Origin of the sequence: Mucilaginibacter pocheonensis (genome assembly GCF_031456535.1) — a bacterium.
GTDB classification, from domain to species: Bacteria; Bacteroidota; Bacteroidia; order Sphingobacteriales; family Sphingobacteriaceae; genus Mucilaginibacter; species Mucilaginibacter pocheonensis.
The window spans coordinates 1,078,271-1,100,018 of the sequence record NZ_JAVDUU010000002.1; the positions used below are offsets into that span (position 1 = coordinate 1,078,271).

The 21,748-nt window shown below is 43.3% G+C and carries 23 protein-coding genes; 17 read left to right on the forward strand and 6 right to left on the reverse strand.

The features are described from left to right. The first annotated feature begins 81 nt into the window (after positions 1-81). The 6 genes from J2W55_RS11625 (at position 82) to J2W55_RS11650 (ending at position 4,368) form a co-directional block, all read left to right on the forward strand. Positions 82-1,089 (forward strand): aldo/keto reductase, encoded by a 1,008-nt coding sequence (locus J2W55_RS11625; RefSeq protein WP_310095816.1) that lies wholly within the window; start codon positions 82-84, stop codon positions 1,087-1,089. Beyond that, positions 1,089-2,057 carry a quinone oxidoreductase family protein gene (locus J2W55_RS11630; protein ID WP_310095818.1) on the forward strand — a complete coding sequence of 323 codons (969 nt, stop codon included), beginning with the start codon at positions 1,089-1,091 and terminating at the stop codon, positions 2,055-2,057. The genes J2W55_RS11625 and J2W55_RS11630 overlap by 1 nt, the downstream gene beginning before the upstream one ends. Before the next feature lie 26 nt (positions 2,058-2,083). Next, on the forward strand, positions 2,084-2,860 hold the full coding sequence (locus tag J2W55_RS11635; protein WP_310095820.1) for an N-acyl homoserine lactonase family protein: 777 nt from the start codon (positions 2,084-2,086) through the stop codon (positions 2,858-2,860). A gap of 183 nt (positions 2,861-3,043) precedes the next feature. Continuing rightward, entirely contained in the window at positions 3,044-3,445 is a 402-nt protein-coding gene (locus tag J2W55_RS11640) for a tautomerase family protein (RefSeq protein WP_310095822.1), read from the forward strand. Positions 3,446-3,502: 57 nt separating this feature from the next. Further along, entirely contained in the window at positions 3,503-3,994 is a 492-nt protein-coding gene (locus J2W55_RS11645) for an OsmC family protein (protein ID WP_310095824.1), read from the forward strand. A 5-nt stretch (positions 3,995-3,999) separates the two neighbouring features. Then, positions 4,000-4,368, forward strand: coding sequence for a nuclear transport factor 2-like protein (locus tag J2W55_RS11650; RefSeq protein WP_310095826.1), 369 nt, complete (start codon positions 4,000-4,002; stop codon positions 4,366-4,368). 91 nt (positions 4,369-4,459) lie between these two features. Here the strand turns inward: J2W55_RS11650 and J2W55_RS11655 are convergent, their stop codons facing one another. The 5 genes from J2W55_RS11655 to J2W55_RS11675 form a co-directional block, all read right to left on the reverse strand. After that, the gene (locus J2W55_RS11655; protein ID WP_310095827.1) at positions 4,460-4,906 is read right to left on the reverse strand and encodes a DoxX family protein; all 447 of its coding nucleotides are present in this window, start codon (positions 4,904-4,906) and stop codon (positions 4,460-4,462) included. 58 nt (positions 4,907-4,964) lie between these two features. Further along, the gene (locus tag J2W55_RS11660) at positions 4,965-5,531 is read right to left on the reverse strand and encodes a Crp/Fnr family transcriptional regulator (protein WP_310095828.1); all 567 of its coding nucleotides are present in this window, start codon (positions 5,529-5,531) and stop codon (positions 4,965-4,967) included. A 78-nt stretch (positions 5,532-5,609) separates the two neighbouring features. Continuing rightward, a complete protein-coding gene (locus J2W55_RS11665; RefSeq protein WP_310095830.1) occupies positions 5,610-6,302 on the reverse strand; it encodes a flavin reductase family protein in 693 nt (230 codons plus the stop codon). A gap of 273 nt (positions 6,303-6,575) precedes the next feature. Next, complete coding sequence (locus tag J2W55_RS11670; protein WP_310095832.1) at positions 6,576-8,531, reverse strand: T9SS type B sorting domain-containing protein; 1,956 nt, start codon at positions 8,529-8,531, stop codon at positions 6,576-6,578. A gap of 86 nt (positions 8,532-8,617) precedes the next feature. Further along, positions 8,618-9,226: a class I SAM-dependent methyltransferase gene (locus tag J2W55_RS11675; RefSeq protein WP_310095834.1), complete on the reverse strand. Its 609-nt coding sequence runs from the start codon at positions 9,224-9,226 to the stop codon at positions 8,618-8,620. Between the two features lie 486 nt (positions 9,227-9,712). On the opposite strand from J2W55_RS11675, the gene J2W55_RS11680 reads away from it, so the two are divergent. The 4 genes from J2W55_RS11680 (at position 9,713) to J2W55_RS11695 (ending at position 13,080) form a co-directional block, all read left to right on the forward strand. Further along, complete coding sequence (locus J2W55_RS11680) at positions 9,713-10,612, forward strand: LysR substrate-binding domain-containing protein (RefSeq protein ID WP_310095836.1); 900 nt, start codon at positions 9,713-9,715, stop codon at positions 10,610-10,612. A gap of 74 nt (positions 10,613-10,686) precedes the next feature. Next, positions 10,687-11,697: an NAD(P)/FAD-dependent oxidoreductase gene (locus J2W55_RS11685; protein WP_310095838.1), complete on the forward strand. Its 1,011-nt coding sequence runs from the start codon at positions 10,687-10,689 to the stop codon at positions 11,695-11,697. A gap of 3 nt (positions 11,698-11,700) precedes the next feature. Continuing rightward, on the forward strand, positions 11,701-12,009 hold the full coding sequence (locus J2W55_RS11690) for a 2Fe-2S iron-sulfur cluster-binding protein (protein ID WP_310095840.1): 309 nt from the start codon (positions 11,701-11,703) through the stop codon (positions 12,007-12,009). A gap of 384 nt (positions 12,010-12,393) precedes the next feature. Continuing rightward, on the forward strand, positions 12,394-13,080 hold the full coding sequence (locus J2W55_RS11695; protein WP_310095842.1) for a VIT1/CCC1 transporter family protein: 687 nt from the start codon (positions 12,394-12,396) through the stop codon (positions 13,078-13,080). A gap of 8 nt (positions 13,081-13,088) precedes the next feature. Here J2W55_RS11695 and J2W55_RS11700 read toward each other — a convergent pair whose 3' ends face one another. Then, a complete protein-coding gene (locus J2W55_RS11700; protein ID WP_310095844.1) occupies positions 13,089-13,610 on the reverse strand; it encodes an NADPH-dependent FMN reductase in 522 nt (173 codons plus the stop codon). 274 nt (positions 13,611-13,884) lie between these two features. Here J2W55_RS11700 and J2W55_RS11705 point away from each other — a divergent pair, with 274 nt between their 5' ends. The 7 genes from J2W55_RS11705 to lepB (J2W55_RS11735) all read left to right on the forward strand — a co-directional run bounded on the left by J2W55_RS11705 (position 13,885) and on the right by lepB (J2W55_RS11735) (position 21,530). After that, positions 13,885-14,688: a ParA family protein gene (locus J2W55_RS11705; protein ID WP_310095845.1), complete on the forward strand. Its 804-nt coding sequence runs from the start codon at positions 13,885-13,887 to the stop codon at positions 14,686-14,688. Between the two features lie 3 nt (positions 14,689-14,691). Then, positions 14,692-15,615 carry a ParB/RepB/Spo0J family partition protein gene (locus J2W55_RS11710; protein WP_310095848.1) on the forward strand — a complete coding sequence of 308 codons (924 nt, stop codon included), beginning with the start codon at positions 14,692-14,694 and terminating at the stop codon, positions 15,613-15,615. Between the two features lie 144 nt (positions 15,616-15,759). Then, entirely contained in the window at positions 15,760-16,428 is a 669-nt protein-coding gene (locus J2W55_RS11715; RefSeq protein ID WP_310095850.1) for a DUF5683 domain-containing protein, read from the forward strand. A gap of 49 nt (positions 16,429-16,477) precedes the next feature. Beyond that, positions 16,478-17,227, forward strand: a complete 750-nt coding sequence (gene dapB, locus J2W55_RS11720; protein ID WP_310095853.1) for a 4-hydroxy-tetrahydrodipicolinate reductase — start codon at positions 16,478-16,480, stop codon at positions 17,225-17,227. 15 nt (positions 17,228-17,242) lie between these two features. Beyond that, entirely contained in the window at positions 17,243-18,691 is a 1,449-nt protein-coding gene (gene lepB, locus J2W55_RS11725) for a signal peptidase I (protein WP_310095855.1), read from the forward strand. A 208-nt stretch (positions 18,692-18,899) separates the two neighbouring features. Beyond that, positions 18,900-20,042, forward strand: coding sequence for a signal peptidase I (lepB, locus tag J2W55_RS11730; RefSeq protein ID WP_310095857.1), 1,143 nt, complete (start codon positions 18,900-18,902; stop codon positions 20,040-20,042). Between the two features lie 36 nt (positions 20,043-20,078). Continuing rightward, complete coding sequence (lepB, locus tag J2W55_RS11735; protein WP_374726366.1) at positions 20,079-21,530, forward strand: signal peptidase I; 1,452 nt, start codon at positions 20,079-20,081, stop codon at positions 21,528-21,530. Positions 21,531-21,748: the final 218 nt, after the last annotated feature.

Below are 21,748 nucleotides of genomic sequence, written 5' to 3' on the forward strand. Positions count from 1 at the left end.
TTATAATTTTTGGTTTGATAAGTTTAACTGTCACGGGTTTTAAGCGCTCTATATTTGTATTACAAAAACAAAAAAAGACCTATGGAATACAGAAATTTAGGAAACACGGACGAAAAGCTTTCGGCTATTGGCTTAGGCTGCATGGGCATGAGCTTTGCTTATGGCCCCATTGACAATGATGAATCAATTGCTACACTGAACCTGGCGCTTGATCTGGGTATAAACTTTTGGGATACTGCCGACATGTATGCCAATGGCAAAAATGAAGAGCTGATAGCAAAAGTACTTAAAACCAATCGTGATAAGGTTTTCATTGCTACAAAATTTGGGTTCAGGGTACGTGATGTAAATGCCCCTTATGCAGGCAGCGGAACTTCAAATGTTTATTTTGACGGATCTCCGGCTCATATAAAAAACGCGGTTGAGCTAAGCCTCAAACGCTTAAATATTGAAACTATTGACCTTTATTACGCACACCGTATTGACCCAAATGTACCTGTTGAAGATATGGTAGGCGCCATGGCTCAACTGGTGAAAGAAGGTAAAGTACGCTATCTCGGATTATCAGAAGCTTCGGCGGCAAGTATACGTAAAGCACATGCGGTGCACCCTATTTCGGCATTGCAAAGCGAATACTCTTTATTAAGCCGGGATGTGGAGAATGAAATATTGCCTGTTTTGCGCGAATTGAATATTTCATTGGTGCCTTACAGTCCGCTGGCCCGGGGTTTGGTGACCAATACGATAAATAAAGATGGCCTGGCCGCAGACGATTTCAGAAGGATATTACCCCGTTTTAGTGATGAAAACTGGGACAATAATCAAAAACTGGCAAATGGCTTTGCCGATATAGCCAGTCAGAAAAATGTAAGTCCCGCGCAGCTGGCCTTAGCATGGGTACTTGCGCAGGGCGATGATATAATACCTATACCGGGTACCAAAAAACGCAAATACCTGCAGGAAAACGCAGGGGCCGTTGATGTAAAATTATCCCCGGCCGATCTGCAGGAGATAAGCGACCTTTTACAGAAATACCCGGATACGGGTCAGCGTTATAATGATGCCTCATTAAAAATGACCAACCTGTAATGAAGGCTTTATATTTTGAAGAAACAGGGGATGCCGGGCATGTACTGTCATTAAAACAATTCGATAAACCAATAGCTGGTGAAAACCAGGTAATTGTAAAGCTTTTGGGCAGCCCTATCAACCCGTCAGATTTTTTCTTTATCAGCGGCACTTACCGGTTTAAGCCCGAGTTTCCGCAGATAGCCGGACTGGAGGGAGCTGGTATTATTGAAAGCACCGGCCAGGGTGCCAACCTGTCGGTTGGTATCCTGGTATCCTTTTTCAGCAGGAATGCCTGGGCCGAATACACTGCTGTGTATGAAAAGGATGTGATGGTATTGCCAGCTGATTTTCCTGTTGACAAAGCGAGCCAGTTTGCTTTAAACCCAATTACTGCGTGGGGCCTGCTGGAACGCGCGGGTGTAAATGAAGGCGACTGGTTGCTGATTACCGCGGGTAATTCGGTAGTGTCAAAACTGCTGATACAAATAGCACGGCTTCGTAACATTAACATAATAGCTACAGTACGGGCCTCCAAAGATGCGGCAACGTTAGTAGCTTACGGTGCCCATGTTATTAACGTTACCGACGATAATTTGCTTGAACGCGTACAGGAAATAACGGATAACAAAGGAGTTAACGTGGCGTTTGATGCCGTTGGTGGTAAAACCGGTACCGATGTTTTGAAATGCCTGCAGGCCGGTGGTCGGCTTATCATTTACAGCAGGTTAAGTCCCGACCCAATACAGCTTTATAACGCAGATGTACTTTATAAGAATATATCAATAACTGGTTTCGGCATCCGTGCTTACCTGGAAAGTAAAACTCCCGCGCAAAAGGATGAGATCATCCAGTCGCTTATAAAAATTATAGGTAACCCGGAATTTAAAATGGAGGTTGCAAAAAGTTACGCTCTGGATGATTACCAGGAAGCTATAGCAACAGTTGTTGAAGGTAAAAACGAAGGTAAGGTCCTGTTTAAATTTTAGAGATCTGATTTAAAAACAATAAATGTATGGACAAGCGGCTCGTGGTAAATAAGCTTTATATACTGCCTGCAGGGCATGGAGTGCTTCGTGAATTTTTCTTTAACACCAATCTGGGCGCTGATAATGAGCAGATGGTCCATTCGCCGCTTTCCATTTATTTACTCGATACCAGCGACGGACTGATCCTGGTCGACTCCGGTTTTGCGGAGGATTTTTTGAATAACCCGAATTACTATAATGGTACGCCTATGGAAGGCCTTTTATACCTGTATATGAAAGAGGAGCACCGCATCCCAGCGCTGCTGGGGAGTGTGGGGTACAAACCAGAGGACGTTAAGCTGGTGATCTCAACTCATTTCCATAGTGACCACTCCGGCGGCCATAAGTATTTCCTGGAAACACAAACTCCCGTCATCGTGCAAAAAAACGAACTCACGATACTGGATGATGAAACTTATTCGCCTGCCGAATGCCGTTTGAAAGACCTCAACTACCAGGTAATTGATGGCGATTACCAGCTTTGCGATAATATCCAGCTTATTTATACGCCCGGGCACTCACCCGGACATCAATCCCTCCTCATCAATACCAAAAATTCCGGATATATACTACTTTGTGTTGATGCCGCATTAACAGAGGGCATTTTTAAACAGAACGTACCCTATTTTGCCGCCGACCCGGAACAAGCGACGTTATCATTGAACAGGTTAAAAGCAATTGCTGCTGAGTACAACCCGCTGGTAATTTTTGGGCATGACGAGCAACAGGCCAAAGCCCTTAAAGTTTATCCTGAGTTTTACTAAAAAACACAGTTAATTGCCGCAACCCGGCAATCAACTGCCATGAAATGATAGGTGTTGTAACATGCAGCTTTTTGGGGTTTTGCAAATGTCAGTATAGGGTAATATTTGTCCATATTTGGGTAACAAATTGCTAAAAAACTTATCAAAAGCGTTCAGTTAAATATTTATCATTAATTTAGTTTCATGCCTTTTGTACGGATAAGTTTATTAAAAACATTACCCTCAAACGCTAAGGACAAAATATCAAAAGCGGTACACCAATCATTAATGAATGAATTTAATGTGCCGCCCGATGATTACTTCCACGTTATTGAGGAACTGGACGCTACCCAGTTGTATTACCCCAAAAACTATTTGAATATAGCGCATAGCGGTAACATGGTATATGTGCAAATAACCGCAGGCTCGGGCCGCAGTTATGAGCAAAAGGAAAAACTGTACGCTTCCATAGCCGGTAAAATAGCTGCCGAAACCCCTGTTTTGATCAATGATGTGATCATTATACTGATTGAGAATGGCGGTAAGGAAAACTGGTCTTTTGGGGAGGGCAAAATTCAAAATCTGAGCCATATTAAAACCGAATAATGGCTATCGCGACAGCAACGTTTTTTTAAGCTGTGGCTTTTTTAAAATTACATCACAATGAAAAATCATCACTACCAAACAAACGTAACCTGGACCGGTAACACCGGGGCGGGAACCAAAGACTACAAAGCGTATGAACGCAGTCATGACATACACATTGAAGGCAAACAGGTTATTTCGGGCTCCTCAGATCCAAACTTTCGGGGCGACGCCTCAAAACATAGCCCCGAAGATCTGTTGGTAGCATCGGTTTCATCATGCCACATGTTATGGTACCTGCACCTTTGCACTACCGCGGGGATCATAGTTACTGCTTACGAAGATAAAGCCGAGGGAGTAATGCTTGAAAACAGGAACGGGAGCGGCTGTTTTACGCTGATCTTACTGCGCCCGGTAATTACTATCAATGATGAAGCCCTTATTGATAAGGCCAATGAACTGCACAAGGAGGCTAACAAGATGTGTTTTATAGCCAACTCATGCAATTTCCCTATACTGCATGAACCAAAATATAAGATTGCAGATATTGAAGACTCCGTCATAAAATAATATTTATGAATACGCTAAAAGATAAGGTTGAAGCTTTTAACCAGCTTATTACCAATGACGAAACAGTAAAAGCGATGGAGCTATACTATACCGACGACGTGGAACTGCAGGAAAATGAATCGGCCCCGCGCATAGGAAAGCAAGCCTGTATCATTCGTGAAAAGGCTGTTTTGGCAAAATTTGGCTTAGTACTTGAAATAACCAAGCAAGCTATTGATGATATAAATCAGGTTGTTTTTAGTGAATATTCGATGGCTATTACCAATAAGGAAGATGGAAAAGTTACCAACAGACAAGAAATATCTGTACAGCAATGGGAAAACGGGTTGATAAAAAAAGAGAAGTTTTATTATAACCAGGGTTCGTTGTTATAAACAACGGGCCTGGCCCTTACCTTTCATTGAGGCCGGTATCGTCTCAGCCGTTTATCAAAATAACTAAAGGGGAGATGGCCTTTTATGCCTATCACATTAAACAACTCCAGTAAACCCACCCGATAAATAAAATTTGCAGTGGAACGCGGAACCATAGGTACTTTGGCCCGGGACCGTTAAAGGTGCCTTTTTCCAAATCAATGTGTTTCACCGCAGCATTGATGTTGGCCGGTAACAGCACTATAAAAAACACAATAAGCAACCAGGCCACAACAGTGCGCGTGGCTGGCACAAGCAGGCCAATAGCGGCTGCAATTTCAATAAAGCCGGTAAGATAAACCAACTCCTTTTTAAACGGAATAAATGCCGGGATCATCATGGTCATTCCATGAGTAAATTTAAAATGGCCAATAGCGGTAAAGGCCAGCATAACAGCCATAGCTATTTGTGCCGATAATGTGGGATTATAATTGCCGGTGAGTTTTGTAACCAGCAAACCAATTGCCAGGGTGATGAATAATACAACTAATGGTTTCATGCGTGTGTTTCTTATTGCAAAGCTCAGTATAACAACACAACCAAACAATGAACCCGGGTTAAGTAATACGGCGGCGTATACGGCTTAAGCCCTGTGGTGTAATACCAATGTATGAGGCAATGTATTTTAGTGGGATCTGCCTGATGAGCTGCGGTTGTTCCGTAAACAGCTTTAAATACCTTTGTTCGGCCGTATCACTTAATAACGAGAGCTCGCGTTTTGATTTTGTAAGATAGATGGCTTCACAGGCAAAACGGCCAATGGTATTGCCAATTTTTGTATCCGCGTAAATAGTTTGCAGGTCATCGTAAGATAACCGCCACAATATAGTTGGGCTAAGTGTTTGGACCTGATATACAGTAGGCTTGCGGGTTAAAAAAGAATCATAAGCGCTTATAAAACTGTTATCAAAAGTAAAGGCAAAAGTAAGGTCATTGTCGTTTTTGGGGATATAATATCGTACGATACCTGTTTCCATGAACGACAGGTAATTTTCGGTTTGCCCGGTTTTTAACAGCACTGTTTTTTTTGCGAACTCACATTTGACAAGCTTTGACGAGAATATATGCCAGTCGCGGTCACTCAAAGGAGTAATGCGCTCCAGGTACTCGCGTATTTTTTCCATAAGGTGAAGATAAGCACTGAGGCTTATCTTCGGCAACGGATTAACAAAATAGAAGCTATTTACTGATCTTACTAATAATTAAACTTCTGCCTGCTCCATTACATTCTTCAAATTACGGGCGTTATCTATGTCCGGGCTCCTGTACTTATATTCCGGGATGCTGGCTAATGATGAATCATGAACCTGAGCACCCAGGCCGTAAAATTGCTGAAAGCTCATGATGAGCGGCCTCCATTTATCCGGATCAACCCGGTTAGCATCGCCATTCATCGTGATCGATTCTTCCAGGTACACCTGCACTATCTTTAGTTCCATGGTCACTATCCGCCCGCGCTGCTGCTCATTGTCTTCGCCAATGGGGTGTATGGCAGCTACATGGGCTTCCATTTGCACCGGGCATTCCATAACGCGCGGCGCCGATACCTTTTGTGATGGAACGGGTGTTAACCCGGCAATGCCAAATTTATCGGGTTCGTAGTAGTATCCTCGGCTTTGTTTTACTACCGGTACGGGGTTTACACCGGTTTTAAGGGCTAACCGGTTAACGGCTTGTACCTCGTTAACCGACGGTAGGTTTAAAACACATTGGCCGGTGCGCTTTAGGTTTTGTACTGTTTTTGAAGTTGTTGCCATGCCGATAATGCATCGCCAGCCGAGCCAGAATGCCGAAGACATGGGTGCTAAATTATAGGAGCCATCCTCATTCATGGTACTGATGAGCACTACCGGAGTGCCGAAATACAGGATGGCGGGTTCGCTTACTTTATGCATATTGATATGATTTGATAAGTATTAAACAATTAAGGCAATGCTTTTTGCTTATTCAAAATTGTTCAATTACCCGCTGTGTTAAAACCCGGAACTTGCTGTATTTACATGGCTGTTAAACCCACCGGTCATCGCTTCGTTCGATTTTGATAACCAGGGCATTCGCATAGAGATTCAGTGAGAGGATCTTCTTCAACAGGCATATCATCCTCCAAACCCTATTTCCGCTGCAGGCGGAGAGAGCCGCCAAGCGCAATGATGTTGGAAGAGAGCCTGTCACCGCATCAACTGCACCCATCCTGATAATAAAGGCGCTCCATTTTTAAGGTCGATCATATAATAATAGGTACCAGGTGGCAGTATGGCATTGTTATATGTACCAGCCCAGGGATGGTCATAACCTAAGCTTTTAAAAACCTGCTGACCGTAACGGTTATAAACCCTTAACAAACTTTGCGGATAGGTTACCAGCGCCTCAATATCCCAAAGGTCGTTTTTGCCGTCGCCGTTAGGCGAAAAGGTGTTAGGAATAATTATTTTTTTATAAACCCGTACAAAAACACTGCTGGCATTGGTGCCGCAATTATAGCTTGAAGTTACCTGCAAGGTATAAGTTATATCATTAACCGGGCTCGCGACCGGATTAAGCACGTGCGGGTCGCTCAGGTAGTCAGTTGGTGTCCAGGAATAAGTATCGCCATTTTGAGCGGTGCCATCCAGCTTTACCGACTGTCCTTCAAATATCTTTTTATCACCGCCTGCATTGGCAACCGGCGGCGGCAATACATTTACTGTTACTGTTTTTTCGTCAAAACAATCAAAGGCATTAGTGGCCCTTACCGTATAAACCGTAGTAACAGCAGGGTTTGCTACGGGGTTTGGCAATGATGCATTTGATAAACCTGTAGCAGGTGTCCACAAATATTGTGTGGCTCCGGGAGCCGACGCGTTAAGTACAACCGAGTTCCCTGAGCAAATAGTGGGCGATGGGTTATCAACCGTAAGAACGGGGTTTAAATGTACTGTGAGTGCTGTTGTAGTTGTACTTGAGCAGCCCGCGGCCGATGTTACCTTAACCGTATAATTGCCCGCATCGCCTGGTGTAACGGGGCTAAAAATAAGCGGGTTTTGATTTTTGTTGACGGATGTTATGCCGGGGCCGCTCCATTCATAGCTTACACCCCCTGATGCGGTAAAGGTTGCCACATCGCCGGCGCATGATTGCTGCGGCAAAATATCGGGCACTACCGGGTAGGGGTTTACCGTAACAGAAAGCGGATCTGAATAAACGCGGCAATGCACCGATGTTATATTATCACCTTCGGCAACTGCCAGCCGGTATTGATAGGTTGCCAAAGATGCATTTAGTAAAGTAAAGCGATAAGTATCGGCGGTTTGGCCGCTAATATCAACCCATCCGTTACCATCACCGTTGTTTTGCTGCCATTGTCTTTTAGGGTTATCATAACCCTCGCCTATGGTTGATACCAAAGTGTAGGTTTGTGTTTGGCCTAAACAAACGTTTTGGTTTTGATGAGCGCTAACGGTTGTAAACCCGGTTTGCACAAGCGGGCCACAGGCCCTGAATGATATATCATCAAGCAGCAGGTCGTTACCATTGCCGCCGGGTGCCTTATTGGTCATTTTTATCACCACCCGGGTTGTATTTGCCGGCGTGGTAAACATGAAACTTTCCCTAACCCACTCCGGCGTGTCAGTTGGCTCTATGGTGAAGGTGCGATGAGGAGGTCCTATCGGCACGCCATCAACGGTTTCTACCGAAAATTCAATATCCGGATGGTGAACCGTATTGTCACTTGATGAAAGTTTCATCAGGTTAAGCACATAGGCCGAAAACTCATAAGTGGTATTTGAACAAAGGGCGTCAATATCGGTAGTTTGCGTAAAAAACACATTGGGATCATTATTGGCATTTATCATCATAAAAAAGCCATTGGTATTGCCGGTATGATCTGTATAAACTGTATGCCAGGTAGTATGGCAGCCGCCGCTGTAATGTGTAATGGAATATGATCCGTCGCGCGGGCAATCAGATGTGTAGTTTAAAGAGGTAAGCCCATCAGGTAACGGCCCCCCGTTACCTGCTCCTGCTCCAAAATCAACATGAACAACAGGGTCGCCCAGGCTTCCTTTACAGGTTTGGCCCAAGGCAGGGTTAAAAGTTTGTATAAAAATGAGCAGTAAAAATAGTTTTAAGACATGCAGTCGCATTGATAAGGTATAACTTAAAAGGCTATACGCCAACAATATACTATTTTAATGAATTAATAGCTATAAAATACCCGCGAAATGGACTGTTACTTTTGTATGCACCAGGTGGTCATACAGCGCAAATTTTGAACGTTTGTGGTCTTTATAGGTTCGTAAAGCGTACCTTGTAGCTCGTGGGTATAATCGAGTAAAGTTTGCTCATTTACCAGGAAACGCTCGGAACCATCCGGAAGCAGGTAACGGCCATTGCCGGTGCTATGCACCAGTGTTTCAATCCCTATATCTGTTGCCAGCCGTGCAAACAAATATCCCCCCGGCTTTAATACCCGCCACAACGAATGTACCATGCTATCAAAATGCTGTTGGTTTTTTGCAAAGTGGAGTACCGCACTGCAAATAACCAGGTCAAAAAAGTCATCGGCAAATGGTATCTTTTCTACCGGAGTTATCCTGAATTTGTTTAGCGCATGATTGGACGAAAGCCTGGCCGATAGCTGAATAACCGTTTGCACTGCTTCCGCATTTTGATCAACACCATATACATCATAGCCATTCTGCAGGAAATAGATCATATTACGCCCACCCCCGCATCCGGCGTCAAGTACGGTTTTGCAATTGTCAAAGCGTCCCTTCAATAACTGATCGAACAGATAAATGTCAATATTGCCAAAGGTTTGCTGCAGGTTGTTTTGCATAACGATGTTTTAGCGGGGAAATTAAGGAAAATTATTATACGTCTCAACGCTTCGCAAGCTCACGCGATATTTAAAAGCAAAAACTGATCATTCCCTCTGTAACAATTCCCGGCAAATTAAATCTTATACCAAATGGAAATATTCATCTATCTTTTTACAAGGGCGGTATTATTGGCCTGTTTGGTGGTGGTTATTTATAACGCGGCCTTAGTTAATGTTTGCGCCGGTGGCGTCAAAGAGTAACATTTCCTGACTTATACCACTTTTTATCAACTTAAATCTTCAACTGAATAATAAAGTGTTAAAAAGTATAAAAAACGCGCTGTTTTGAATGTTTTTTATGCAAAAAATGAGCTCTAAATGCTCTTTACGATTCGAGGCGCAAAAAAGAAGAAAATTTAGCCGTAATCAACCTTATAACTTTAAGTAATCCGGGCGAAAATATTACAGTAAGTTTTCTGCGGTAAAACCGTTAAATTTAACCCAATGATTTTCGATTTCAGGTTAAAGGTTTTTTATACCGTTGCACAAAGATTAAGCTTTACCAGGGCCGCGGGCGAGCTGTTTATTACCCAGCCCGCTGTTACCAAGCACATTAAAGAGCTTGAGCAACAACTAAACGTACAGCTGTTTAAGCGCAATGGCAATAATATAGCGCTTACCCCCGCAGGCAAAATACTTACCCAGTATGCCGAAAAAATATTCCAGACCTATACCGAACTTGAAACCGAGCTGGCCCAGCTGAATAACATGGAGGCCGGCACCCTGCATATAGGCGCCAGCACAACGGTAGCCCAAACCATTCTGCCCAAAATACTTGCGCTCTTTAAAAAGACCTATCCCGATGTTACCTTCAATTTTATACAGGGTAACACAGACCATATTTCGCAGCTGATATTGAGCGAAAAGATTGATATTGCCATAGTAGAAGGGGTGGCCCACTCCCCGCAGCTGGCTTACTCGCCTTTTGCCAAAGACGAGATAGTGCTGGTAACCCGGGCCAACAACAGGCTATCGAAAAAGCCGGAGATAAGCCCCCGGCAGTTGCTTGACATACCACTGGTGCTGCGCGAAGCCGGATCAGGTACGCTTGATGTGATCTTTAATGCCCTGGCCGCCGTGCAGATAAGCCCAAAGGACCTCAATATAGAGATCCAACTGGAAAGCAGTATCGCTATAAAGCAATATCTATTGTACTCTGATACAGCCACCTTCCTGTCTATCCAATCGGTACTGAGCGAGCTGAAATATAATGAGCTCAGTATCATTGAGATCAAGGGAATGGAAATTTTCCGCACCTTTCAGTTTATTCAGCTGCATGGCAAAAACAATAAGCTCATTGATCTCTTTAAGCGCTTTTGCCTGGCTAATTATAACGTGAAGTAATCGCATATTACAAAAAGTCATTTGTTTTAGTAATGACCTATGTTCACATTTGAGTGCTGTTTAAAAGCATTTTTATGGAACATATTAGTACCGATATTTGCATTATAGGCGCAGGCCCGGTTGGTTTATTTGCTGTATTTGAAGCCGGTTTACTCAAAATGCGCTGTCATTTAATTGATGTATTGCCACAGGTTGGCGGTCAGCTTTCCGAAATATATCCGCATAAACCTATTTATGACATTCCTGGTTACCCTGATATAACCGCGCAGCAACTGGTTGACAGGCTAATGGAGCAGGGAGCGCCGTTTCATCCCACTTTTAGCTTGGGCGAAAGAGTGGAAACGCTTACTAAAAATGATGACGGCTCGTACTTTATACAAACCAATGACGGTACCACGGTGCATTGCCAGGTGGTGGTAATTGCCGGCGGACTTGGCTGCTTTGAGCCCCGCAAACCCGAAATTGACCGTTTATTGGAGTTTGAGGGCAAAGGCGTAGCGTATATGGTGAAGAACCCCGAAATGTTTCGCGACCGTAAGGTGATTTTGGCCGGTGGTGGCGATTCGGCACTTGATTGGGCCATATTCCTGTCTAACATAGCCGAAAGGGTTACCCTGGTGCACCGTGGCGATACCTTCAGGGGCGCGCCCGACTCGGCCGAAAAGGTTTTTGAGCTGGCTAAAGAAGGCAAGATAGACCTCGTGCTGAGGTCAAATGTGGTTGCGCTTACGGGTGAGGGGCATTTACAGGAGATCACCCTGCTTGACCGTAACAATAACGTGAGCCATATTGCAGCCGACCATCTGATACCGTTGTTTGGCCTTAGTCCAAAACTTGGCCCTATTGCCAACTGGGGTCTTAATATCGATTTTTCGGCCATTGTGGTGAATACGCGCGACTATAGCACCAGTGTGGAACGCATTTACGCCATTGGCGATATCAATACCTATCCGGGCAAGCTCAAACTGATCCTGTGCGGTTTCCATGAGGCCGCGCTGATGGCCCAAAGCGCTTTTAAATACGTTTATCCTCAACAAAAATTAAGTTTCAAATACACCACCGTTTACGGCGTAACCGAATTTTAATCCATGATCAACTTAATTATTGAAGACCGCGCGGGCCATCGCGCCCCGGTTCAAATACCCGAGGGAATTAACCTGAGCCTTATGGAGGTGTTGAAAGCATCTGAATATGAGGTGCTTGCCACCTGTGGCGGCATGGCGCTGTGTGCCACCTGCCATGTTCAGGTAGTGGAAGGCCCCCAACATTTTTTTACCCCAACAGATACGGAGCTCGACATGCTCGATACCCTGCCCAATGCCGGCCCGGATAGCCGCCTGGCCTGCCAAATGCACATCAGCGAAGAGATGGATGGCATGGTATTTAAATTACTTTAAGTTATGGGTTGTTATTGCCGGCATTTTATAAAGGTCTATAATTCCCATGTACCCAGGCAGTAAAAAGAGGCATTTTTACCACTTGTTTTGTGCAAAAAAGTGTTCAAAAACGTACTGTTCAGCTGCTTTTTAACACTTTTTTTGATGGTTTTTTTATCAGATGATGAATTTTGGATAGAAACATGGGTAACTTGTGAATAATGTGCAATTAAACCAATGAGCGTAAGACCCACTGCGGCATTATTACGCGGGCTCTTTGCGTCAAAAGGCGTGAACCGGATGAGTAAATTTTAGCCTGATACCTTTTGGCTGAATTTGTAATTCAGATTAATAACAAATTGATATTTATACTGATTATTAATCATTTTGCCGGTACATTTAACTATGCATCACGAACATCATTTACAAAGTTCAGATACCATCAGGGATATTGTTATCGGCATGTCTGACGGGCTCACCGTACCTTTTGCACTGGCAGCTGGATTGAGCGGAGCAGTAAATTCATCAAACATTGTGATCACCGCGGGTATTGCCGAAATAGTTGCCGGCTCTATAGCTATGGGCCTGGGTGGTTTTTTGGCCGGCCGTACCGAGGCTGACCATTACTCATCAGAACTGAAACGCGAATATGAAGAGGTGGAAAAAGTGCCCGAGCAGGAAAAAATGGAGGTAAAAGAAGTATTTGCCGCCTTTGGCCTGTCAGAAAAGCTGCAGCATGAAGTTGCCGAAGAAATGGCAAAGGACAAAGACAAATGGGTTGATTTTATGATGCGCTATGAACTGGGGCTTGAAGAACCAAAGGCAAACCGCGCTACGCAGAGCGCTGTAACCATAGGGTTATCATACATTGCAGGTGGTATTATACCGCTGTCGCCTTATTTTTTTATTGCCAACTCACAGCAAGCCTTGTATTATTCCTGCTGTATCACCATGATATGCCTGTTTGTATTTGGCTATTTTAAAAGCAAGGTAACCGGCCAACCAGTTATAGCCGGGGCTTTTAAGGTGTTGTTTATCGGCGCCATAGCCGCTGCCGCCGCGTTTTTAATGGCTAAGCTTATTACGGCCTGATACCGGTATCAGAACTTTATAAACTTATCTATCTGTTCGTCGGTGAATTTCAGCGTGTCGGGTTTAAAAAGTTGCCCGTGTTCATCCAGTTCCTTATTTATAGCTGCAATATGTATTTTTAACGACATGATGTTCAGGTGTATATAATGGCAAACCCCGGTAAAGTGATCAATGCCCCTGATATTGCCGTATTTACCCGACGAAAGGCCCACCAAGGCCGCTTTCTTTTCATAAAAACTTTCGGGAAAAGCGCAGGCATCAATAAACACTTTCAGTACACCTGGGTAACTGCCGTTATATTCGGGTATTATAAAAATAAATTTATCTGTTTGGGTAACGATGTCCTGTATAGCCTGAAACTCAGGGCTGCGCTTGCCATACAGATCACTTTGAATCAAATTGGCTGGCAATTGGGTAAGCGATAATAAACCGGCCTCTGCCCCTTTTTCGCGCAGTTTCTGCTGATAGTACTGTGCAAGTTTAAAAGTATGGCTTTCCGGGCGGTTAGTTGCTGATATAATAGTGATCATGTATAGTTATTGAATATTTATTTACTTAATTATTGATTGAAACATACATATTATTGAGGTTTATCTATTCTGTTATTCAATAAATCTGTCATTCAATAGCTCAATAATGCAGTAAATCAATAATTAATTGTTTGTAAATTGCCGAAACCTGTGGATTTCTGAATTGTTTTAAATCCGTATCTTTATCACCAGATAAAAACTTTACGAAAGTAGAAATTTCTGATTCTATTTTTCGTTGTTATAAATCATTGTAAAATAATTTTTTAAATATAGAATGAGTAAAATAATTGCTTTAGCCAACCAGAAAGGTGGCGTAGGAAAAACTACATCATCTATAAATCTGGCCGCAAGTTTGGCCGTATTAGATTTTAAAACCTTGTTGGTTGATGCCGATCCGCAGGCTAACTCTACATCGGGGATCGGGTTTGACCCCCGTAATATCAAGAATAGCATTTATGAGTGTATCATTAGCCAGGTTGATCCTCATGAGGCTATCCAGAAAACAGATACTCCCAACCTTGACCTGCTGCCTGCGCATATTGACCTGGTAGGAGCCGAGATAGAAATGATAAACCTGAGTGGCCGCGAATATAAAATGAAGCAGGTATTTGACGCGGTACGCCATGAATATGATTTTATTATCATTGATTGCTCGCCCTCATTAGGCCTCATTACCATTAACGCCTTAACCGCTGCCGACTCGGTAATTATACCCGTACAGTGTGAGTATTTTGCGTTAGAAGGTTTGGGCAAGCTTTTAAATACCATTAAAATAGTACAATCGCGCTTAAACCCGCAGCTGGAAATTGAAGGTATCCTGCTTACCATGTATGATGTGCGCCTGCGCCTGAGCAACCAGGTTGTTGATGAAGTTAAAACACATTTTGAGGATATGGTTTTTGATACCATTATTCAGCGTAATACCCGCTTAAGCGAAGCGCCAAGCTTTGGTGTATCTGTAATTATGCACGATGCAACCTGCAAGGGCGCAATTAATTATCTGAACCTGGCACGCGAAATTATTGAAAAAAACGGCCTCACTAAAGATGAGGCGAAAACAGAAACAGCAACAGTGTAACCAATGAGTAGTGAAAGAAGAAATGCCCTGGGCAAAGGATTAAGTGCGCTGTTAAATGATTCTGTAAACGTACAACCTTATAACAAAACCAAGGATAAAGATAAAGAAGCCACCACATCGGCCGTTGAGGTTAACAGTCTTGGATCAGTAAATGAGATACGGTTGGCCGAAATTGAGGTGAACCCGTTTCAGCCGCGTACTGATTTTGACCAGCAGGCCCTGACCGAGCTGGCCGACTCGATAAAATTGCAGGGGCTTATACAGCCTATAACTGTAAGGCGGGTTAATGCGCACAAGTACCAGCTTATATCGGGCGAGCGTCGTTTTCGGGCATCCAAAATTGCCGGACTAACGCAAATACCGGCTTATGTACGCACGGCCAATGACCAGCAAATGCTGGAAATGGCCCTGATAGAGAATATACAGCGCGAAAACTTGAATGCCATTGAAGTGGCCCTCAGTTTTCAGCGTATGATAGAGGAGTGTAACCTTAAACAGGATGAGCTGGGCGATAGGGTGAGCAAAAACCGGTCGACAGTTACCAACTATCTGCGCCTGTTAAAATTGCCGCCAAGCATACAAGCCTCCATTCGCGATGGTGAGTTAACCATGGGCCATGCCAAAGCGCTTATTACCATTGAAGATCCGGCGAAACAATTATTTTTACATCAACATATTATTCAGCAAGGTTTATCCGTTCGTAAGGTTGAAGAATTAGCTCGTGAATTGCAAAAGGCCCCGGCAAAAAAAGAGGGTAAACAACCCGAACCGGTATCTTATCAATTGCAAAAAATACAGGACGATCTGGCTTCAAAGTTTAGTACAAGAGTAAAACTTAAGGTAGGCAGCCGGGGTAATGGTGTTATTGAAATTCCATTCCTTTCAGAAGATGATCTGGGCCGTATCCTTGAGATGCTGGATTGGTAAAAATTAGTATCGGGTAGTTAGTATCAAACATCAGGCAGTTAGTATCAGGTATCAAGAGCTTTGAGAGCGTATAAAAATACAATCAAATCCTGATACTAACCGCTTAATACCAACTACTTGCTGCTTCAATTGTATTCATAAAAAATGTATAAATTTTTGTTTGTTATTGGATTTACAATGGTGTTTGCTTTTGCCGCTGCCGCGCAAACCGCAGATACAGCCTCAACAGGCAAAAAGGATACAATAAAAAAGGCGTCAAACACAGCGCCGGGATCATTCGCCCCTCCTATAAAAAAAGAAAAAGCCTATCATCCTGATAGTTTACACAGCCCCCATAAGGCGGTAATGCACTCCCTAATGGTGCCCGGCTGGGGGCAGTTGTATAATCATCGCTGGTGGAAAGTACCTATTATTTACGGTGGTATTGGCCTTTTAGCCTCAGCGGTAATATTTAATCAAAAATATTATAGTGAATTTATTACGCTTGCCAGATACCGGGAAAGAGGCGTTGCGCCGGTAAAAGGGGATAAGTATTATGATGACTACATATTATATGCTAATGTGTCCGATCAAAATATACGTGACGTTGCCGACAACAGCAGGCGTAACCGCGATTTAAGTATACTGGGTATCTTAGCTGCATGGGGCATACAAACCATTGATGCCTATATCGATGCCAAGTTTATCCATTCTTTTACGGTTGACAATGACCTCTCCATGAAGGTTACGCCGGGGTTAATAGGGCAGCCCGTTTATGCACAAAATGTCAACAGCGCTTTTATTCCGGCTTTAAAAATTACCTTTACGTTTTAATGGCTGATGTGTAACTCTGATCGCCACAAAAACAAATAAAAAGTAAACAATGAAGATAGCATTACTGGGCTATGGAAAAATGGGCAGGATCATTGAAAAGATCGCCATTAGCCGCAAGCATGAAATTGTATTAACCATTGATCATGATAACCTGCATGATCTTACTGCCGAAAATTTACAGAAAGCCGATGCCGTAATTGAGTTTACCACGCCGGCATCAGTACTGGACAACATTGAACATTGCTTTAATGCCGGCGTTCCTATTGTGGTAGGCACAACCGGCTGGTATGACAAGATCCCCGAAATAAAAAAGCAATGCGAACAGGATGGTAATACATTATTATATGCCTCAAATTTTAGTGTTGGGGTAAATATATTTTTTCATGTTAACCGCTTACTGGCCAAAGTGATGAATAAGTACCCGTATTATGATGTGCAGGTTGAAGAAATTCATCACACCCAAAAGCTGGATGCGCCAAGCGGTACGGGTATAACTATCGCCGAAGGGATCATTGAAAATCTTGATTCAAAATCAGAATGGGTCAACGTGTTAACCACCGATGATAAGAACGATGATGAAACTGTAGCTGATAACCAGTTGCTGATCGAATCGATGCGTATTGACAGCGTTCCGGGTACACATACTGTTATTTACGATTCGGAGGTTGATATGATTGAGTTTAAACATACCGCGCATAACCGTAATGGCTTTGCCTTGGGTGCAGTATTAGCTGCCGAATGGATACACGATAAAAAGGGTTTTTATTCGGTTGAAGCCATGTTTGACTTTAACAGCTAACCTTTTAACCAATAAATGGAGGCAGGAGCTTATATCAGGGTTTATATCATATTGGCCCTTGCAGTGATATTAATAACCGCTGGCTTCTGGAAGTTGTTTGAAAAGGCCGGTCGCCCCGGCTGGGAAGCGCTCATTCCCATTTACGGAACTTATGTCATGTTAAAAATAAGCGGCAGGCCCTGGTGGGTGCTGCTGTTTATTTTAATACCGGGCCTGGGTGTTTTAGTGGAGCTGGGTATTTATATTGATTTTATAAAATCGTTTGGCAAAACCCGCATACGCCAGCAAACCGCGGCCATACTGCTGGCTTTTATTTATTTACCCAAATGGGGCTTTGATAAGCAAACCAGTTATTTGGGAGCTTCGGCAAGTGCTGAGTTTCATGAGCAATACCGCAAAGAGCTTCGGAAGTCGCCGTCAAGGGAATGGGCCGAGGCCATCATTTTTGCGGTAATAGCCGCTACATTGATACGCTCGCTTTTTTTGGAAGCCTATACCATACCAACCCCATCAATGGAAAGCTCCCTGCTTGTAGGCGATTTTTTATTTGTAAGCAAGGTAAATTACGGCGCCCGCCTGCCCATAACGCCCGTGGCCTTCCCGTTTGCGCATAATACCATGCCTGTTACCGGGGGCAAAGCTTATTGGGACGGTATTAAGCTTCCGTATTTTCGCCTGCCAGGCTTAAGTAGTGTTAAAAAAGGCGATGTAGTGGTATTTAATTACCCGATGGATGCCGATTCTCCCCTTTACCGGCCGGTTGATAAGCGCGAAAATTATATTAAACGCTGCCAGGGTGCTCCCGGCGATACCCTTAGTTTGATTAATGCGCAGGTATATGTTAATGGTAAGCCGGAGGTAACGCCTCCGCACGGCGAAATGGAGTACCGGGTGCGGGCCGGCAATAAATTCGATAGGCAGCTGGTATACGATCTGCACTTGTCTGATATTCAGCAATTCACCACCAATGATTATATGATGAATATGACGGCAAAATCGGCAACCCGGTTAAAAGGACAGGCGGATATAAGCAACGTTAGGCCTAATATTATATTACGCGGTGTTTATGATCCTGAAATATTTCCGCATGACCCGCGTTACCGGTGGAACGTTGATAACTTTGGTCCTGTCATTATTCCTAAAGCGGGATGGACAGTAGAGCTTAACAGCCTTACCCTGCCATTTTATCGCCGGGCCATTGAAGTTTATGAAAATAACAAGCTACAGATTATCGGAAACAGCATTATTATAAATGGTAAAAAAACGGACAGATATACGTTTAAAATGAACTATTATTGGATGATGGGCGATAACCGGCATAATTCAGAAGATTCGCGTTTTTGGGGATTTGTACCTGAAGACCATATTGTAGGTAAGGCCCTGTTTATATGGATGAGCTGGGACGCGGGCGCGCCGTCGGCTAACAAGATCAGATGGAGCAGGTTATTTAAGGCAATAAATTAATATGTAATATGCCTGTTTAAGATGCCTGCATAGCAGCAATAGTTATAAAAACATTTGCACATCTGTAATTGCATATCTATTTGGTAACATATAGCTTACACAGCAGTCATAGGGAATAAAAAATAATTACATACATTAAAAAAAACTGCAAATTTGAAATCTGCATGTTGGCACATCTGAAATTTGCATATTTGCACATCAATAAAAAATGAACTGGAAATTCTGGAAGAAAGACAAAAGCAAGAATAAGAAAAAAAAAGGTGCTGTCCGTGAGTGGGCCGACGCCATTGTTTTTGCCGTTATAGCTGCTACATTGATACGTACCCTTTTTATTGAGGCTTATGTTATCCCCAGCGGGTCAATGGAGAGCTCCCTGTTAATTGGCGATTATTTATTTGTAAGCAAAGTGAACTACGGTGCCCGTATGCCTATAACACCTGTAGCGTTTCCGTTTACTCACCATACCATGCCGTTGATAGGCACCAAAGCTTATTGGGATGGCATCCAACTGCCTTATTACCGCTTGCCCGGCTTCAGCGATATTAAAAAAGGTGATATCGTAGTTTTTAACGCTCCGATAGAGGCCGACTCGCCTTATTACAGACCGGTTGACAAGCGTGAAAATATTATTAAACGCTGCCAGGGTACACCAGGCGATACGCTGAGTTTGGTTGATGCCCAGGTTTATGTAAACGGCAAGGCGCGACCAGCCGCTGAAAAAGGCGAAATGGCTTATGTTGTAAAAACCGATGGCAGCCAGATAAACCCGCAGTTAATAGATGAACTTCATTTAGCCGATATAGCGACTATTAATAATACCGATTTTAAGACTAATACCACTATAGCTTCGGCCAATACATTGAAGGGATATTCAAATATTAAATCGGTTACTCCTGATATTGCACCCAAAGGTATTTCTGATGATCTGAACCCGGTTTACCCGGCCGCGCATCCTAAATATAAAATAACCCCCAATTTCCCTCATTATAGCTGGAACGTGGACAATTTTGGTCCGGTAGTTATACCTAAAAAAGGCTGGACTGTAAAGCTGGATAGCCTGACTTTCCCGGTTTATGGCCGTGCTATTGAAATTTATGAGCACAATAAGGTAAAGGTAGTAGGTAAAGACATATTTATAAATGATAAAAAAACCGATACTTACACGTTTAAACTGAACTATTACTGGATGATGGGTGATAATCGCCATAACTCAACCGATTCGCGCTACTGGGGCTTTTTGCCCGAAGATCATGTAGTGGGCAAGGCATTGTTTACCTGGTTGAGCATTGACAGTACCGCTTCTTTTGTAAATAAAATACGCTGGAACCGGCTGTTCAGGGGAATACATTAATTAAGATTTGAATTTAAAAATAATACGGTGAATATTATACTATCAATTATACTGCTGATCATTTTGCCTTACATAGGCTTGTGGAAATTATTTGAAAAGGCCGGTCGGCCGGGATGGGAAGGCGTCGTTCCGCTATATAACATTTATATGATGATCAAATTGAGCGGGCGGCCAATGTGGTGGTTTGTTATGATCTTGATTCCCGGATTAAATTTCCTGGTGATGATTGGCATCACGGTTGATTTTGTAAAATCATACGGCAAATTCAGGCTGATTGATCATATTGCCGCGGTTGCGCTGCCATTTATATTTTTGCCCAAATGGGGTTTTGATAAGGATACCAAATACATTGGCCAGTCTGCAAGTCCCGAATTCAGGGAAAAATTTAAAGTGGCCCTGAAAAAGACCGCTGCGCGAGAATGGGCCGACGCCATTATTTTCGCAGTGATAGCCGCTACGCTGATACGTACACTTTTTATAGAGGCTTATGTGATCCCGAGCGCGTCAATGGAAAGTTCATTGCTCATTGGCGATTATCTTTTTGTAAGTAAAGTTAATTATGGCGCCCGTTTGCCAATGACCCCTGTGGCTTTCCCGTTTGCGCATCATACCATGCCGCTTATAAATACTAAAGCTTATTGGGATGGCATTGAACTTCCTTATTATCGCTTGCCGGGGCTTAGCGAAGTTAAAAAAGGCGATGTAGTGGTTTTTAATTACCCGATGGATGCTGATTCGCCTTTATACAGACCGGTTGATAAACGCGAAAATTATATTAAACGCTGCCAGGGCACACCTGGCGATACACTTAGCGTAGTTAATGCACAGGTATTTATAAATAGCAAGGCGGCACCTACACCTCCCCATGGCGAAATGGGGTATCTGGTAAAATCAGACGGAAGCGAGATCAACCCTCAGCTTATCAATGAACTGCACCTGGAGGATATTTCACCCCGGTCAAACACCGATTTTATTACCAATACCACTGTCGCTTCGGCTAATGCGTTAAAAGGGTATTCAAATATTAAATCAGTTACTCCCGATATAGCTCCTAAAGAAGCAGAGGGCGATATTTACCCAAGCAAATATCCAAAATATAAAATAACGCCAAACTTCCCAACCTTTAACTGGAACGTTGATAATTATGGTCCCATCATTGTACCTAAAAAGGGCTGGACTGTTAAGCTGGATAGTTTAACCTTCCCGGTTTATGGCCGCGCCATTGAAATATACGAAGGTAACAAGGTGGAAGTAGTTGGTAAGGATATCCTGATCAACGGAAAAAAAGCGGATACCTACACGTTTAAACTGAACTACTACTTTATGATGGGCGATAACCGTCACAACTCTGAAGATTCGCGTTTTTGGGGTTTCGTGCCCGAAGATCACATCGTAGGCAAGGCCCTGTTCATTTGGATGAGTATTGACGATAACGCCAGCTTCCTGAACAAGATCAGGTGGGGCAGGTTGTTTAATATTATTCATTAAACCCCTAAAGAGGAGCAAAAGTTTTAATGCCCGCTTGTTTGAGCGGGCATTTTTGTTTGACCTGCAGCCACCACGGTATTGTGATGAAGCAAACTATAACTTTTGTCATTCTGAGCTTCGCGAAGAATCTATTATCGAACAGATCCTTCGTTCCTCAGGATGACAGGATTGATAAGCTTTTGCGTAACCCTTACAGCAAGGGCATAAAGGCAAACCAA